General features: G+C 69.3%; 14 protein-coding genes. 8 read left to right on the top strand and 6 right to left on the bottom strand.

Annotated features, from left to right (window positions below):
• The first annotated feature begins 22 nt into the window (after window positions 1-22).
• The 3 genes from B7495_RS15520 (at window position 23) to B7495_RS15530 (ending at window position 3,845) form a co-directional block, all read left to right on the top strand.
• Complete coding sequence (locus B7495_RS15520) at window positions 23-895, top strand: DUF4097 family beta strand repeat-containing protein (protein WP_088457373.1); 873 nt, start codon at window positions 23-25, stop codon at window positions 893-895.
• Entirely contained in the window at window positions 892-1,497 is a 606-nt protein-coding gene (locus B7495_RS15525) for a PadR family transcriptional regulator (RefSeq protein ID WP_088457374.1), read from the top strand. Before B7495_RS15520 ends, B7495_RS15525 begins: the two co-directional genes overlap by 4 nt.
• A gap of 194 nt (window positions 1,498-1,691) precedes the next feature.
• Window positions 1,692-3,845, top strand: coding sequence for an APC family permease (locus B7495_RS15530; RefSeq protein ID WP_174776295.1), 2,154 nt, complete (start codon window positions 1,692-1,694; stop codon window positions 3,843-3,845).
• A 7-nt stretch (window positions 3,846-3,852) separates the two neighbouring features.
• Here B7495_RS15530 and B7495_RS15535 read toward each other — a convergent pair whose 3' ends face one another.
• Window positions 3,853-4,938, bottom strand: coding sequence for an NAD(P)-binding domain-containing protein (locus B7495_RS15535; RefSeq protein WP_088457375.1), 1,086 nt, complete (start codon window positions 4,936-4,938; stop codon window positions 3,853-3,855).
• 151 nt (window positions 4,939-5,089) lie between these two features.
• Here B7495_RS15535 and B7495_RS15540 point away from each other — a divergent pair, with 151 nt between their 5' ends.
• Window positions 5,090-5,329 carry a DUF3073 domain-containing protein gene (locus B7495_RS15540; RefSeq protein WP_088457376.1) on the top strand — a complete coding sequence of 80 codons (240 nt, stop codon included), beginning with the start codon at window positions 5,090-5,092 and terminating at the stop codon, window positions 5,327-5,329.
• Window positions 5,330-5,484: 155 nt separating this feature from the next.
• Here B7495_RS15540 and purM read toward each other — a convergent pair whose 3' ends face one another.
• The 3 genes from purM to B7495_RS15555 are packed head-to-tail and all read right to left on the bottom strand — an operon-like array spanning window position 5,485 to window position 8,654.
• Window positions 5,485-6,588 carry a phosphoribosylformylglycinamidine cyclo-ligase gene (purM, locus tag B7495_RS15545; protein ID WP_088457377.1) on the bottom strand — a complete coding sequence of 368 codons (1,104 nt, stop codon included), beginning with the start codon at window positions 6,586-6,588 and terminating at the stop codon, window positions 5,485-5,487.
• Window positions 6,585-8,177, bottom strand: coding sequence for an amidophosphoribosyltransferase (gene purF / locus B7495_RS15550; protein WP_088457378.1), 1,593 nt, complete (start codon window positions 8,175-8,177; stop codon window positions 6,585-6,587). The genes purM and purF overlap by 4 nt, the downstream gene beginning before the upstream one ends.
• 15 nt (window positions 8,178-8,192) lie before the next feature.
• The gene (locus tag B7495_RS15555; RefSeq protein ID WP_088457379.1) at window positions 8,193-8,654 is read right to left on the bottom strand and encodes a hypothetical protein; all 462 of its coding nucleotides are present in this window, start codon (window positions 8,652-8,654) and stop codon (window positions 8,193-8,195) included.
• Window positions 8,655-8,693: 39 nt separating this feature from the next.
• On the opposite strand from B7495_RS15555, the gene B7495_RS15560 reads away from it, so the two are divergent.
• The gene (locus B7495_RS15560; protein ID WP_240632276.1) at window positions 8,694-9,641 is read left to right on the top strand and encodes a ribokinase; all 948 of its coding nucleotides are present in this window, start codon (window positions 8,694-8,696) and stop codon (window positions 9,639-9,641) included.
• A gap of 96 nt (window positions 9,642-9,737) precedes the next feature.
• On the opposite strand, the gene B7495_RS15565 is transcribed toward B7495_RS15560, so the two are convergent.
• The gene (locus B7495_RS15565; protein ID WP_088457380.1) at window positions 9,738-10,100 is read right to left on the bottom strand and encodes a sterol carrier family protein; all 363 of its coding nucleotides are present in this window, start codon (window positions 10,098-10,100) and stop codon (window positions 9,738-9,740) included.
• Between the two features lie 88 nt (window positions 10,101-10,188).
• On the opposite strand from B7495_RS15565, the gene purD reads away from it, so the two are divergent.
• Entirely contained in the window at window positions 10,189-11,457 is a 1,269-nt protein-coding gene (gene purD, locus B7495_RS15570) for a phosphoribosylamine--glycine ligase (RefSeq protein ID WP_088457381.1), read from the top strand.
• The gene (locus B7495_RS15575; RefSeq protein ID WP_088457382.1) at window positions 11,457-12,356 is read left to right on the top strand and encodes a phosphoribosylaminoimidazolesuccinocarboxamide synthase; all 900 of its coding nucleotides are present in this window, start codon (window positions 11,457-11,459) and stop codon (window positions 12,354-12,356) included. Before purD ends, B7495_RS15575 begins: the two co-directional genes overlap by 1 nt.
• A gap of 144 nt (window positions 12,357-12,500) precedes the next feature.
• Here B7495_RS15575 and B7495_RS15580 read toward each other — a convergent pair whose 3' ends face one another.
• The gene (locus B7495_RS15580) at window positions 12,501-13,202 is read right to left on the bottom strand and encodes a TetR/AcrR family transcriptional regulator (RefSeq protein ID WP_088457383.1); all 702 of its coding nucleotides are present in this window, start codon (window positions 13,200-13,202) and stop codon (window positions 12,501-12,503) included.
• A 526-nt stretch (window positions 13,203-13,728) separates the two neighbouring features.
• Here B7495_RS15580 and B7495_RS15590 point away from each other — a divergent pair.
• Window positions 13,729-15,045, top strand: a complete 1,317-nt coding sequence (locus B7495_RS15590; protein ID WP_088457384.1) for a kynureninase — start codon at window positions 13,729-13,731, stop codon at window positions 15,043-15,045.
• The last annotated feature ends 6 nt before the right edge of the window (window positions 15,046-15,051 follow it).

Consider the following 15,051-nt stretch of genomic DNA (forward strand, 5'->3'; position numbering starts at 1 on the left):
ATATATCGCGAAGGAGAAGACTATGACGCAGGAAAAATGGCTCGTCGCCCCCGGGCAGACGAAGGTCATCGATGTTGAGCTGGTTCGCTCGCTCAAAGTGGGCCTGATCGGTGGAAATGTGGACGTGATCGGCAGCGACGAACCGGGCGCGCGCATCGAGGTGCACAGCGTCTCGGGCAAGGACCTCAAGATCTCGGTGGTCGATGACACCCTCGAGATCGATCACCCCCAGCTGCGCTGGGACAACTTCATCGACGTGTTCGCCTCCTTCCGCGGCAGCGCCAAGGCCGAGGTGAGCATCACCGTCCCCCGCGATGTCGCCATGAAATTCGGCGTCGTCACGGCTGACGCCCTCGTAACGGGGCTGCGCAATGACGCCAAGCTCAGCACGGTCTCCGGCGACCTCGTGGTCGACGACATCATCGGCGACCTCGAGCTCAACGGCGTGAACGGGGAGATGTCGGTTCGCAATCACACCGGCAACATCGTGGCGCACACTGTGTCCGGCGACGTCACCGCGAGCGGCGACATCGGCCGGTTCACCGTCGACGGCGTCACGAGCGCTGTCTTCCTCGATATCGACGGCGTACCAGACCAGGTCTCCACCAACCTCGTCAGCGGCAGCCTGACCGTGCGCATCGGCGCCGACGTGCCGACCCGCTACAAGATCAACACCGTCTCCGGCACCCTGCAGCTGGACAACCAGACCATCCGCGGCACCCTCGGCAAGGGGTACGACGGCAGCACCGGCAACCTCGACGGTACCTGGCTCGACCTGCGCGCGAACTCGGTATCCGGAAACATCTCGGTCATCCGCCGCCACGGCGCCGGCGTCAACGACGCGGGCAGCACGGCCGGCAGCACCGAGACCGCGGGTGACGGAGCGTCATCATGACCCCGATCTTCGCCCACGGCAGCCTGCGCCTCTACCTGCTGAGCCTGCTTGCCGAGCGTCCTCGGCACGGTTACGAGCTCATCCAGGCACTGAGCGACCGCTTCGGCGGCACCTACAGCCCGAGCGCCGGGACCATCTACCCGCGCCTGGCAAAGCTCGAGGAGGAGGGACTGGTCACCAAGACGGCCGGCGACCGCAAGACCGTATACGAGATCACCGACGCCGGCCGCGCCGAGCTCGCCGCCCGCGCCGACGACCTGGCCAATATCGAGAGCGAGGTCACCGACTCGGTGCGTCGCCTCGCCGACGAGGTTCGTACGGGGGTCACCGAGGCCATGAAGAGCCTGCGCGCCGACCTGGCCTCGGCCGCCCGCCAGAAGCCGCCAGAGCCGACGAAGTCCACGGCGGACGCCCGCCCCACCGGCGACGCGAACCTGGCGCTGAGGGAGGCCGACATGGTGCTCAACGAGTTCCGGCAGCAGGTGCGCGCCGACCTGCGCCGCCAGGCCTACCGTTCGACGATGCCGGTCGACACCGTGCCGGAACTGCGGCGCCAGCTCGACGCCGTGCGCGCCAGCATCCGCGACTCGCTCACGCGGTAACCTGCGCGGCAGCTGGGAGAGTCCGGACGCACGGTGGAGGCCCGGACTCTCCAGGCACAGCGTGCGGAACTACGGGCCCATCAGCCGGAACGATGCGAACGAACGACCGGACTTCAGCTGCGAAAACGCCCGGCTGATCCTGTCAATGTGCCGACAACTTGACAGCGAGGTGCATCGGAGTAGTGTCGTCCCTCGTGACACCAGAGGGGAACCCCCCAGCACCCGAAGCCCGATCACCGAAACGGTGGATAATCGGCGAACCGCTCGCCAGCGAACACCTGGACGGGCAGCTGCTTCCGAAGCACCTGGCGCTGCCGATTTTCGCCAGCGACCCGCTGTCCAGCGTCGCGTACGCTCCGCAGGAACTGCTGATGATCCTGACCCTCGGCGGGCTCGCCTTCCTGAGCTTCGCACCCTGGGTCGCGGCCGTGGTCGTGCTGCTCCTGGTGGTGGTGGTGGCCTCCTACCGGCAACTCATCAAGGCCTATCCCAACGGTGGTGGCGACTACGAAGTCGCCTCCAAGAACCTCGGCGAGAAGGCCGGCCTCGTCGTCGCATCCGCCCTGCTCGTGGACTACGTGATGACCGTCGTGGTCTCGGTGTCCAGCGGCGTGGACAACATCATCTCGGCGCTGCCCGGGCTGGCACCACTACGGGTGGAACTGGCCGTGCTTTTTGTCATCGTGCTCGCCGCCGTCAACCTGCGGGGAGTCGCCGAGTCGAGCAAGGCCTTCGCTCTGCCCACCTACCTGTTCATCGGCAGCGTGCTGCTGATGATCGTCGTCGGCCTGGGCCGTGTGGCCCTGGGCGACGCGCCGGTCGCGGAGTCGGCGGGATTCGAGGTGGAGGCCCACAACCTCGCCCAGACGGCGTTCATCCTGCTACTTCTGCGCTCCTTCGCCAGCGGATGTAGCGCCCTGACCGGCGTAGAAGCCATCGCCAACGGCGTGCCGGCCTTCAAGCGCCCCAAGATCAAGAACGCCCAGATCACCCTGACCCTGATGGGCGGCATCGCCATTGTGCTGTTCGTGGGGCTCACCGCGCTGGCGCTGTTCTCCAAGGTGCACTACGCGGAGAACCCCTGCGACCTGATCGGCTGGGCGGAGTGCGAGACCCAGCCCCAGCGCAGCCTGATCGCCCAGATCGCTGCGGCCACCTTCGGTAACAACTCGCTGATGTTCTTCATCCTGCAGGGTGCAACGGCCCTGATCCTGCTGCTGGCCGCGAACACGGCCTTCAACGGGTTCCCGCTGCTCGGCAGCGTGCTGGCCCGCGACTCCTACGCGCCCAAGTCGCTGAGCACCCGCGGCGACCGACTGATCTACTCGAACGGCGTTGTGCTGCTCGCTCTGGCCGCCATCGTGATCATCGTGATCTACCAGGCCAACCTCACGGTGCTGATCCAGCTCTACATCATCGGCGTTTTCGTGTCGTTCACCATCGGCCAGACCGGCATGGTGAAGCACTGGCTGACCCTGTTGAAGACGGATCCGCCCAACCGGGGTTCGATCATCCGGAGCCTCTCGATCAACGGTTTCGGGGCCGCGCTCACCGGCGTGGTGCTGATCGTCGTCACGATCACCAAGTTCACCCATGGCGCCTGGCTGGTGTTCCTGATGATGCCGATCCTGTTCGTGCTGATGATCGGCGTGAACCGGTACTACCGCGACGTGGCCAAGGAGATCGAGGTCGACCCGATCACAACGTTCGGTTCGCAGGGCGACCACGCCATCGTGCTCGTGGGCAAGATGCAGAAGCCCGTGCTCAAGGCCCTCGACTACGCCATCGCGGCCAGGCACGTGAGCCTGGAGGCCGTGCACGTGTCGATCGACGAGGAGGAGACCGAGGACCTCATCATCGACTGGGCCAAGCAGAACATCCAGGTGCCGCTGAACATCGTGGCGTCGCCGTACCGCGACATCAGCTGGCCGCTGATCTGTTACATCAAGGACCGCCGCGAGGAGTACGGCTCCGAGGTTGTCACCGTGTACACGCCGATCTACATCGTCGGGCACTGGTGGGAGTCGCTGCTGCACAACCACAAGGCCCGCCGACTGCGCCAGAAGCTGATGCTCGTGCACGGCGTGACCATAGCGCTGGTGCCGTGGCTGCTGGACTCCTCTGAGCTCATCTACGGGCGCAGGTCCCGACCGATCCCCGGCCAGGAGCGTCGCGGTGAGCCCGTGCGCTCGCACCCGATCCCGCGTAAGCCCCTCGCTCCGGCGGGCATGGACACGACGAGCGTCGCAGTGCAGACAGAGGATGTCGGCCCCAAGTCGAGCCCGGCCAGCCCGCCCATGAAACCGCGGCCCCGGCCGGTCAACCCGAACCGGCGCAAGCGCAAGTAAGCACGCGTCAGAGCAGGGCGAAGACCTGCCGAGCGATGGTCCGGCCGGCCCGTCGGGCGCCGATGGTGCTGGCCTGTGGCCCGTAGCCGGCCAGGAAGATCCGCGGGTCCGTCCAGGAGGAGCCGGCGCCGACCACGAGCCCGCCCGCCTGATCGCGCAGCTTGAGCGGTGCCAGGTGGCGCAGCTCCGGCCGGAACCCGGTGGCCCAGATGATCGCGTCCGCTTCGGTGACGGAGCCGTCGGCCCACCGCACCCCGGTCGGCTCCAGGCCGACGAACATCGGCCGCGCCACCAGGGTGCCCCTGTCGATACCGCCCTGGATGCGTCGGCTGACCGGTACGCCGGTGCCGCTGACGATGCTCGGCAGCGCGCGGCCATTGCGGGCGGCGTCGTCCTGCATGGCCACCGCGGCCGATGCCCCCTCGAGATCAAGATGCTCGGTGTGCACCCAATCGATCGGGCGACGCGAGGCCCAGGTCAGGCTCGCCGCGACACCCTCCAACTCGAGCATGAAGCCGATCGCGGAGGTGCCGCCACCGACCACAACGACCCGCTGACCGGCGAATTCGGCGGCATCCCTGAAGCGCGCGGTGTGCAGCTGGCGGCCGGCGAACCGCCCGGCGCCCGGGTAGTGCGGCACAAACGGTGCGCCCCAGGTGCCGGTGGCATTGACGAGCAAGCCGGCGAGGGTCTCCCGCTCGCCGTAGACCGGGGACGTTGTGCGCACGACGAGGTCGGCTCGTCGGTTGAACACCGATTGAACCGAGACCGGGCGCACGACGTTGAGTTCAAAATGCTCCTCGAAGCGTCGGTAGTACTCGCTCACCACGTCCCGCGCGGGCCGGGAACGGTCGGCGTTCTCGAAGCTCAGGCCGAGCTCGTTCAGGCCGGGGAGGTCGTTGACCCTGTGAGCGGCGCCGAGGCGCAGGGACTCCCAGCGGTATTGCCAGGCGCCACCGGCATCCGCACCGCGGTCGAAGATCACGAAATCACGCCCCGCCGTGAGCCCGAACCGCTTGAGGTGGTACGCCACGGAGAGTCCGGCCTGGCCGGAACCGATGATCACCACCGGCACAGCCGTGGCGTTCACCATGCGTCCTCTTCCCTGGGGTTCTGACCGCGGAGCCGCGGCATCGGGGCGAGAGGCCCACCATGCTAAACTAGCGGCTAGATTTCACTATTCCGTTCGGCAACTCCCGGGTGACTCATCACTCACCCGGCCTGGCATCGTTAGGGGGTCACGCATGGGGCGCGGCCGTCAAAAAGCAAAGCACACCAAGGTTGCCCGCGAGCTGAAGTACTTCAGCCCGGACACCAACTACAACGCGCTCGAACGCGAGCTCACCGGGCATCCGGTGACCGACCCGCGGCTCGACGAGGACCTGGCCAAGTGGCCGGAGTACGAAGCGAACAAGACGACGTCAGACGAGTCGGACGACTATGTCGACCACTACGACACCGAAGACGAGAAGAAGCGCGCCTAGCCCGTTTCTCGATCAGCCGCGCACGTTCTCGTGCGCGGCTGTCGTGTTGGCGCGCCCGTCGACCGCTTCCCGGGCAACTCTCAGCGTCGGTTCCGCCCCCAGGCAGTTGCCTCGGGGTGGTCCGTTGTCGCGCCCGGCGGCCGGGTGAGACGGGGTCAGGCGGCGTAGCCGCCGACCAGGCGAACGGCCCCGCCGTTGACGCCCTTGGCTCCCTGCTCGAAGCCGGTGAGGTCGTGCGGCGCCATCGAGACTCGGCCGGCGACCCAGGACGGGATGCCTTCGTTTTGCAGGCGGGCGATCACGGATGACGCGGCGTGTGCCGCGACGACGGCGAACATGCCCACGCCGAGGTTCCAGGTGCCTTCTGCGCTCTCCAGCGTGGAGCCGGCCATGTCGCCGAGCACCCTGAAGACCGCAGGAGGTGACCAGGTGGACCTGTCGACCTCGACCCAGCTGCCCACGGGCAGCACCCGGGCCAGGTTGGCGGCGATGCCGCCACCGGTGACGTGGCTGAGCGAGTGCACAACGCCGGCCAGTTCGGGGTCGGAAAGCACGCTGAGCAGCGGGCCGGTGTAGAGCCGGGTGGGCTCGAGCAGCGCCTCACCGACGACCCCGCCGAGCTCGGCGGAGGTGTCGGTGTAGCCGATGCCGCGCTGGGCGAGGATGTGCCGCACCAGGGAGAAACCGTTGGAGTGCAGACCGGAGGAGGCCATCGCGATGACGACGTCGCCCGACTGCACGCGCTCGGCGCCGAGAACCTGGTCGGCCTCGACGACACCCGTCGCGGCTCCCGCTACGTCGTAGTCGTCGGGTCCGAGCAGGCCCGGGTGTTCGGCGGTCTCCCCGCCGACGAGGGCGGTGCCGGTGGCGGCGCAGGCCCTGGCGATGCCCTCGACGATGGACGCGATGCGCTCGGGGACGACCTTGCCGCAGGCGATGTAGTCGGTCATGAACAGGGGGCGTGCGCCGACGACGATGATGTCGTCGACGACCATGCCCACCAGGTCCTGGCCGATGGTGTCGTGCTTGTCGAGCGCCTGGGCGATGGCGACCTTGGTGCCGACGCCATCCGTCGAGGTGGCCAGCAGCGGGCGCGTGAAGCCGGTGAGGAACGACACGTCGTAGAGACCGGCGAAACCGCCGAAGCCGCCGAGCACCTCTGGACCGTGGGTGGCCGAGACGGCGGTTTTCATCAGGGACACCGCGAGGTCACCCGCATGGGTGTCGACTCCGGCGGCGGCGTAGCTTGCGTTGCTCATTCTGGTCTTCCGGGATCGCCGAACGGGACCTGACCGTGTTCGATGAGCACGGTGGCTCGCTCCGGGTCAGGGGTGAGCACGCTCTCGAACTCGGCGTCGGGACCTGGATCGCATCCGTCGGAGGTGGAGAAGTCGCGCTCGAGGAGGTTCTTGCCCAGGTGCTGGGTCTCGGGCAGCTTGATCGGGTACACGCCGGTGAAGCAGGCTGTGCACAGGCTCTCTCGCGGCTGCTCGGTGGCGGCGATCATGCCGTCCTCCGAGAGGTAGCCGAGCGAGTCGGCGCCGATGGCCTGCCGCACCTCATCGACGCCGAGGCCGGTGGCGATGAGTTCCGCACGGGAGGCGAAGTCGATGCCGTAGAAGCACGGCCAGGTGATCGGCGGGCTGGAGATGCGCACGTGCACCTCGGCGGCGCCGGCCTCGCGGAGCATGCTGACCAGGGCGCGCTGGGTGTTGCCGCGCACGATGGAGTCGTCGACGACGATCAACCGCTTGCCCTTGATCACGGCCTTGAGCGGGTTGAGCTTGAGCTTGATGCCGCGCTGGCGGATGGTTTCCGACGGCTGGATGAAGGTGCGCCCCACGTAGGTGTTCTTGACCAGGCCCTGGCCGAACGGTATGCCGGATGCCTGGGCGTAGCCGATTGCCGCGGGGGTGCCGGACTCGGGGGTGGGGATGACGAGGTCGGCTTCGACGGGATACTCGGCGGCGAGCTGGCGGCCCATCTCGACGCGGGCTTCGTGCACGCCGCGGCCGGCGATGGTGGTGTCGGGCCGGGCGAGGTAGACGTACTCGAACACGCATCCGGCGCGCTTGACCTGGGCAAATCGCTGGCTGCGCAGGCCGTCCTCGTCGATGGTGATCAGCTCTCCGGGTTCGACCTCCCGCACGAAGCTGGCGCCGACGATGTCGAGGGCGGCGGTTTCGGAGGCGACGACCCAGCCGCGCTCGAGCCGGCCGAGCACCAGCGGGCGCACGCCCTGCGGGTCGCGGGCGGCGTAGAGGGTGGTTTCGTCCATGAAGACCAGGCAGAAGGCGCCGCGCAGGCGCGGGAGCACCTCCATGGCGGTGGTTTCGAGGGTGTGGTCGAGGTCGCCGGTGAGCAGGGCGGTGATCACCGCCGTGTCGGTGGTGTTGCCGCGGGCCAGTTCGCCGTCAACCTTGGGGTAGCGCTCGCGCACCAGCTCGAGGAGCTCGGCGGTGTTGGTGAGGTTGCCGTTGTGGCCGAGCGCGACGGTGCCGGCTGCGGTGCGGCCGAGGGTGGGCTGGGCGTTCTGCCAGCTCGACGACCCGGTCGTGGAGTAGCGGGTGTGCCCCACCGCGAGATGGCCGAGCAGGGTGCTGAGCGAGGCCTCGTTGAAGACCTGGGAGACCAGGCCCATGTCCTTGTAGATGAGGATCTTCGAGCCGTCGCTCGTCGCGATACCCGCCGATTCCTGGCCGCGGTGCTGCAGGGCGTACAGGCCGAAGTAGCTGAGCTTGGCTACCTCTTCGCCCGGAGCCCAGACGCCGAAGACTCCACAGGCATCCTGCGGACCCTTCTCGCCAGGAAGAAGATCATGATTCAGTCGTCCGTCGCCACCGGGCAAGCCGCAGCCCCTTTACTAGGAATTCTCGTTGGAAGGTTGGGGGTCGGATCCAGGATCCGCATTCTCGAAGGCGCGTGTTGAGTTCGCGTCAAGTCTATCGACGACGACCGTGGTTGAGGAGCGACCGACGATTCGATCGAGCACCATGGCGACGAGGCAGCTGACCGCGACACCGATCGCGACGCCGCCCAGCAGCAGGAATCCGAAGACCTGGGCCGGATCGAAGTCGGCGTTCCGCGGATAGATCACGGTGAGCAGCAGGGCCAGGAGGGCGCCGACGACGGCGCCGACGATCATGAAGCTGGTGTACCTGGGCGACCGACGCACAACGAGAGTGTCCTCCGACACGACGGTCTCGGTGGGTTCGACGGGTGCCGGGGTTCCGGCGACGACGGCAGGGCCGGGCCGGATCGCGGCTGGCTGAACGCTGCCGGGCTGTCGCGTCTCGGCGTCGTCGTGCTGATCTGCGGAGCTCACGCTTCTATTGTCGCACGCGGCATCCGTCAGACTGGGCCGGTGAACGATTTCAGCAGGACCAACCGGATCGCCGTGCTCGGCAGCGCCAACATGGACCTCGTGGTGCGCCAGCCCCGCCTACCGAAGCCCGGCGAGACGATGTTCGGCACCGGCTTCAGCACCGTGCCCGGCGGCAAGGGCCTGAACCAGGCCGTGGCCGCGGCCCGGCAGGGCGGCGACATCGATTTCATCGGCGCCATCGGCGCGGACGGCTACGGCCGCGAGCTGCGGGACCTCGTGGCCGGCGAGGGCATCGGTGCGGTCGGCCTGGCCGAGGTGTCGGCGCCGACGGGCACCGCGCACATCTCCGTCGTGGACTCCGGCGAGAACTCGATCGTCGTGGTGTCCGGCGCCAACGCCACGGTGACCGCGCTGACCGCGGAGCAGGAATCGACGATTCAGCGGGCCTCGTTCCTGGTGATGCAGTGCGAACTTCCGGTGGCGGCGCTGGCGGCGGCCATCACGATCGCCCGGGCGAACGGCGTCTTCACGGTGCTCACCCCTGCGCCCGTCGTTGAGTTGCCGGCGGGTTTCCTGGCGTCGGTGGACCTGGTCGTGCCCAACCAGATCGAGGCCGCCGAACTCACCGGTGAGAGCGATCCGGCCCGCGCCGCCGAGGTGCTCAGTAACGCCCGCACCTGGGCGATCGTGACCCTCGGCGCCGAAGGATGCATCGTCGCCTACGACGGCACGGTGTTGGGGCTGGCACCAGCCCGACCGGTCACGGCCGTGGACACGACCGCCGCGGGCGACACCTTCGTGGGCGCGCTGGTGGCGCGACTGGCTGCGGTGCAGTCGCCCGGCGCCGTGTCCGCCGCCGGCATCACCGAGGAGCGGATGATCGACGCCGTGCGCTGGGCCACCGTGGCGTCGTCGATCTCGGTGACCAGGCACGGCGCCACCAGCTCGATGCCGTCGCGGGCCGAGGTCAGCGCCGTCCTGGCCTGAGCCGCGCACCGCAACTGTTGCCGATCCGGACTTCTGCGCCCGGTGCACCGGACGCAGGTGTCCGCACGGGGAACAGAACCGGGGCACAGGGTGCGGCTAGGGGTACAGCGGCAGCTCCGCGCTGAGGTCGGCGCGCTGCCCGGAGGCGTGGATGCGGCCGGAGGCGAGACCGTCGCTCCAGGCCAGGGTGCCGGTGGCCAGGCCGAGCCAGGTGGCGACATCCGTTTCGACGACGTTGGGCGGGGTGCCGCGGGTGTGCCGGGGGCCGGCGATGCACTGGGTAGCGCCGAACGGGGGAACCCGCACCTCGACGGTGTTGCCCTCGGCCTGCTCGGCGAGGAGTTGCAGGGTGTACCGCACGGCGAGCGCTCGGGTGTCGCGGGTCGCGCCCGGTTCGTCGGCCAGGTACGCCTTCACGGCGGTTCTGCCCAACCCGTCATCGATCCTCGCGCGTGCCATGCTCCCAGTCTGCCGCCTCCTGACGGTTCTGTGACGCCCCGCAGGCGCTCGGGTGCGCACGACCGTGTTCGCCGGGTAGCCTGATCCGGTGAGAATATTGGTCCTCGGTTCCGGTGCCCGCGAGCACGCCATCGTCACTGCCCTCCTGCGTGAGGAGCCGCGACCCCACGTGATCGCCGCCCCCGGCAACGCCGGCATCGCCGCCGACGTACCCGTGGTCGATCTTGATCCCACCGACTCAGACGTGGTGACGAACTTCGCGCAGGAACACAACATCGACCTCGTCGTGGTGGGGCCCGAGGCACCGCTGGTGGCCGGCGTCGCCGACGCCCTGCGCACCCGCGGTATCCCCGTGTTCGGCCCGGGCCAGGCCGCCGCCGCCCTCGAGGGCAGCAAGACCTTCGCCAAGCGCATCATGGACGAGGCCGGCGTGCCCACCGGCCGCGCCGTGCGCGCGGGCAACCTCGCCGAGGCGCAGGGCGCCCTCGACGAGTACGGCGCTCCCTACGTGGTGAAGGCCGACGGCCTGGCCGCCGGCAAGGGTGTGCTCGTCACCACCGACCGTGATGACGCCCTCGCCCACGCGGTGCGTTGGTTGCAGCACGGCGCCGTGCTCGTCGAAGAGTTCCTCTCCGGCCAGGAGGTGTCCCTCTTCTTCCTCAGCGACGGCCACACCGTGCTGCCGCTCTCCCCCGCCCAGGACTACAAGCGCCTCGCCGACAATGACGAGGGCCCCAACACCGGCGGCATGGGCGCCTACTCGCCTCTGCCCTGGCTCGATGCCGGCTTCGGCAGCGAGACCGCTTTCGTCGACGAGGTCATCAAGACGATCGCGCTGCCGACCGTGCGCCGGCTCGCCGCCGAGGACACCCCGTTCATCGGGCTGCTCTACTGCGGCCTGATTCTCACGGATGCCGGCATCCGGGTAATCGAATTCAACGCACGCTTCGGCGACCCGGAGACCCAGGTGGTGCTGCCGCGCCTGGTGACGCCGCTGTCCGGCCTGCTGCTGGCCGCCTCGACCGGAGAACTGGCCGGGCTGCCCCGCCCGGAGTTCTCCACCGACGCCGCCGTGACCGTGGTGATCGCCAGCGAGAACTACCCGGAGACCCCCGTGACCGGACGCGTGATCACCGGGCTGGCCGAGGCCGCGACCGTGACCGGTGTGAGCATCGCGCACGCCGCGACCGCCCTGGACGGTTCGGCGCTGGTCGCCACCGGCGGCCGGGTGCTCAGCGTCGTGGCCGTTGGCGCCGACTTCACCGAGGCCCGCGCGCGTGCCTACGAGGCCGTCGGGTTGATCGGGCTCGAGGGTTCTCAGCACCGCGGAGACATCGCCGCCAAGGTCGCGAACTAATGGCCGCTCTGGCCCTGGCGGGCTGGCAGCACGTCTACTCGGGCAAGGTGCGCGACCTGTACGTGCCGGACGGTGCGACCGGCCTGGCCGACGCCGACCGGGTCCTCGTCGTGGCCAGCGACCGGGTGAGCGCGTTCGACCACGTCCTCGAACCGGGCATCCCCGGCAAGGGCGAACTGCTCACCACCCTGAGCCTGTGGTGGTTCGACCAGCTCGACGGTGTGCCCAACCACCTCGTACCCGACCACCGGGTTGATGCGTCGAGCCTGATCCCCGCCGCCGTCGCCGGCCGGGCGATGCTCTGCAAGACCCTGGACATGTACCCGATCGAGTGCGTCGTGCGCGGCTACCTCACCGGCTCCGGCTGGCTCGAGTACGTCGCCAGCCAGACTGTCTGCGGCATCCCGCTGCCCGACGGCCTGCAGAACGGCGACAGGCTGCCCGAACCGATCTATACGCCGGCGTGGAAGGCCCCGATGGGCGAGCACGACGAGAACATCTCGTTCGAGCGCACCGTGGAACTCGTGGGCGCCGACGTGGCCGCGGCGCTGCGGGACGCATCGCTGGAGATCTTCAACCGGGCCTCCGTGATCGCGGAAACCGCCGGCGTGATCCTGGCCGACACCAAGTTCGAGTTCGGCGCCGACCGCGCCACCGGTCTGCTGACTCTCGGCGACGAGGTGCTCACCAGCGACTCCAGCCGGTACTGGGATGCGGCGCGATGGCTGGACGGTGCCACCCCCAGTGAGCGCATGGCCAGCTTCGACAAGCAGATCGTGCGCGACTGGTTGGCCGCGAACTGGGACCAGACCGGCACCCCGCCGGAGCTGCCCGCCGAGATCGTGGCGCAGACCGCGGCCCGGTACCGGGAGCTGCTCGGGCTGCTGACCGCCGCGTAGCGGGGACCTCGCAGCACTCCGTCGATCCGGCGGCACGGGTTGTCTGCGGCGGCACGGGTTGAGACACGGGCCGCGGGGCACTACACCTGCCGCGGGCACCAACACGTGCCACAAGTGGGCATGGGCCCGACCGGGGCGGGTGGATCAGGTAGCGGAGCGGGAGCCTCGGGCGGCGCGTTTGGCGCGGCGGGTGAGGCCGTGCACCGTGGCCTGGAACTCCTTGACGCTCAGCGGTCGCCCGGGCAGCTTGGGTCGGGGCTTCTCCGGCATCCGCAGCCCGTCGAGAACGAGGGAGAGCTGCCGGCGCCACTGGCCGGTGTAACCACCGCCGAGGGTGCCCAGCGACCCGATCATGGTGACGAGCACGGCCAGGTCCATCGAGTCGACATCCGGGCGCAACTCGCCGTCTTTCTTGGCCTGCAGCACGAGGGCGGCGATGAAGCTCTCGAGCTCAACAGAAGGCCGGGCCGTGGGATCGATGGTCGCCATCCGCTTGAGGATCGGCGGCAGCGACGGGTCGGCCACCAGCCATTCGGCGAGGCGCTCGGTGTAGAGCACCACACCCGCCCAGGCCGACGGTGCCGCCTCGATCTCACCGCGCACGGCGAACAGTTCGGCGAGGGCGATGTCGTACAGGGCCCTGACCAGGTCGTCGCGGGTGGGAAAGTTGCGGTAGAGGGTGGCAACGCCCACATCGGCGCGGCGGGCGATCTCTTCGAGCGAGGCGTCGACGCCGTGCTCGGCGATCATGCTGCGGGCTTCGTCGATGAGACGTTCCCGGTTCTGCCGGGCGTCGCGGCGCCGCGGTTGGGACGCGTCCTGCGGGGGCCGGGCAGAGGTAGTCATGGGGTCGATTCTAGATCCCCTTCCTGCGAGGTCGCGGAGGGAAGCCTCCTCGCAACCCGGGCCGGCGGGGCGGCGCCCAGCGGCCTGGCGGGTCCGCCCGCCCGGCTGGACCCAGTACTGGGGTACCGGGCGCCCGCCACGAACTGTGGACCGTGGGCCGATGTGGTGCGCGCGCCGGGCTCCTAGCGTGATTGGTATGCGAAAGAATACACATGGTTGAGGCACGCACGCTCACGCAACGCTAGGGCCAACGAACCACCGTCGATGGGATCGACGAATCGACGGTCAAGGCGCACGTGGGGCGGGTGTTGTTCAAGCAGGGCCTCCGCGATCGGGTCGAGGCCGTGATCCTCGCCTACAGACTCGGAATCGTGGGCCGCTGAACACCCCCGGTCGGCATGACACCGCCGGTCGCCCCCACGATGCCGACCTCGCGGGTTACCGTTAGTCGCGGGAACCGGCCGAAGTCACCCCGCCGCTTCGCCGCCCGCGCGCTCCCCCGGCCCGACCTCGAGGACCTCAGAACATGACCCAGCACGACAGCACCGTCGCCGAGGGCCTCGACGCCCACCTCGCGTTCGCCCGGCGGATGGACCGCATCGACGGGCTCGGCCACTACCGCCGCCGGTTCGTGGGCCTGGACGACACCGCCGCGGCCGGCCCCGACGCCCCGTCGATCGTCTACCTCGACGGCAATTCCCTGGGCCGCCCCACCATCGCCAGCGTGGCGCGCATCACCGAGTTCCTCGGCACCGCCTGGGGAACCCGGCTGATCCGCGGCTGGGACGACGAGTGGATGGCACTGCCGCTGACCATCGGCGACGCGCTCGGCACGGCCGCCCTCGGCGCCGGCCCCGGCCAGGTGTACATCGGCGACTCCACCACCGTGACCCTCTACAAGCTCGCCCGGGCCGCCGTCGACTCGCTGCCGCAGCGCAGCGAGATCGTGCTCGACACCGACAACTTCCCCACCGACCGGTACGTGCTCGCCGGCATCGCCGCGGAGCGCGGCCTCACCCTGCGCTGGATCGAGTCGAGCAGCACCGGCGGGGTCACCGTCGACCAGGTGCGCGCCGTGGTGGGCCCGCAGACCGCGCTCGTGGTGCTCAGCCACGTGGCCTACCGCTCCGGCTACCTCGCCGACGTGCCCGCGATCACCGCCGCCGTGCACGAGGCCGGCGCCCTGGTGCTCTGGGACCTCTGCCACTCGGCCGGCTCCGTGCCGGTGAATCTCGACCTCGACGGCGTCGACCTGGCCGTGGGCTGCAGCTACAAGTACCTCAACGGCGGACCCGGCGCCCCCGCGTTCGGCTATGTGCGTGCCGAGCTGCAACCGGACCTGACCCAGCCGATCCAGGGCTGGATGGGCGCCGCCGACGTGTTCGCGATGGGGCCGGAGTACGTGCCGGCCGCAGGCATCCGCCGCTTCATGAGCGGCACGCCCGCGATCGTGGGCATGCTCGCCATGCAGGACACCATCGCCATGATCGACGAGGTGGGCATCGACGAGGTGCGCGCCAAGTCGGTGGCACTGACCGAGTTCGCGCTGGACCTGGTGGATGCCTGGCTGGTGCCGATGGGCGCCACCGTGGCGTCCCCACGCGAGCACACCCACCGCGGCGGCCACATCACCGTGGACCATCCCGCCATGCGCCAGGTCACTCGGATCCTTTGGGAGCACGACGTGATCCCGGACTTCCGCGCGCCGGAGGGCCTGCGGATCGGGCTGTCGCCGCTGAGCACCAGCTTCGTGGAGACCTATGACGGCGTCGCGGCCGTGCGTGACGTGCTGCGCGGTATCCTGCTCGGCCAGGCCGGACTCGGCTCCCCTTCGGGCCTGTAGAATCGA

It is taken from the genome of Cryobacterium sp. LW097, from assembly GCF_002205495.2.
Taxonomy (GTDB): Bacteria; Actinomycetota; Actinomycetes; order Actinomycetales; family Microbacteriaceae; genus Cryobacterium; species Cryobacterium zongtaii.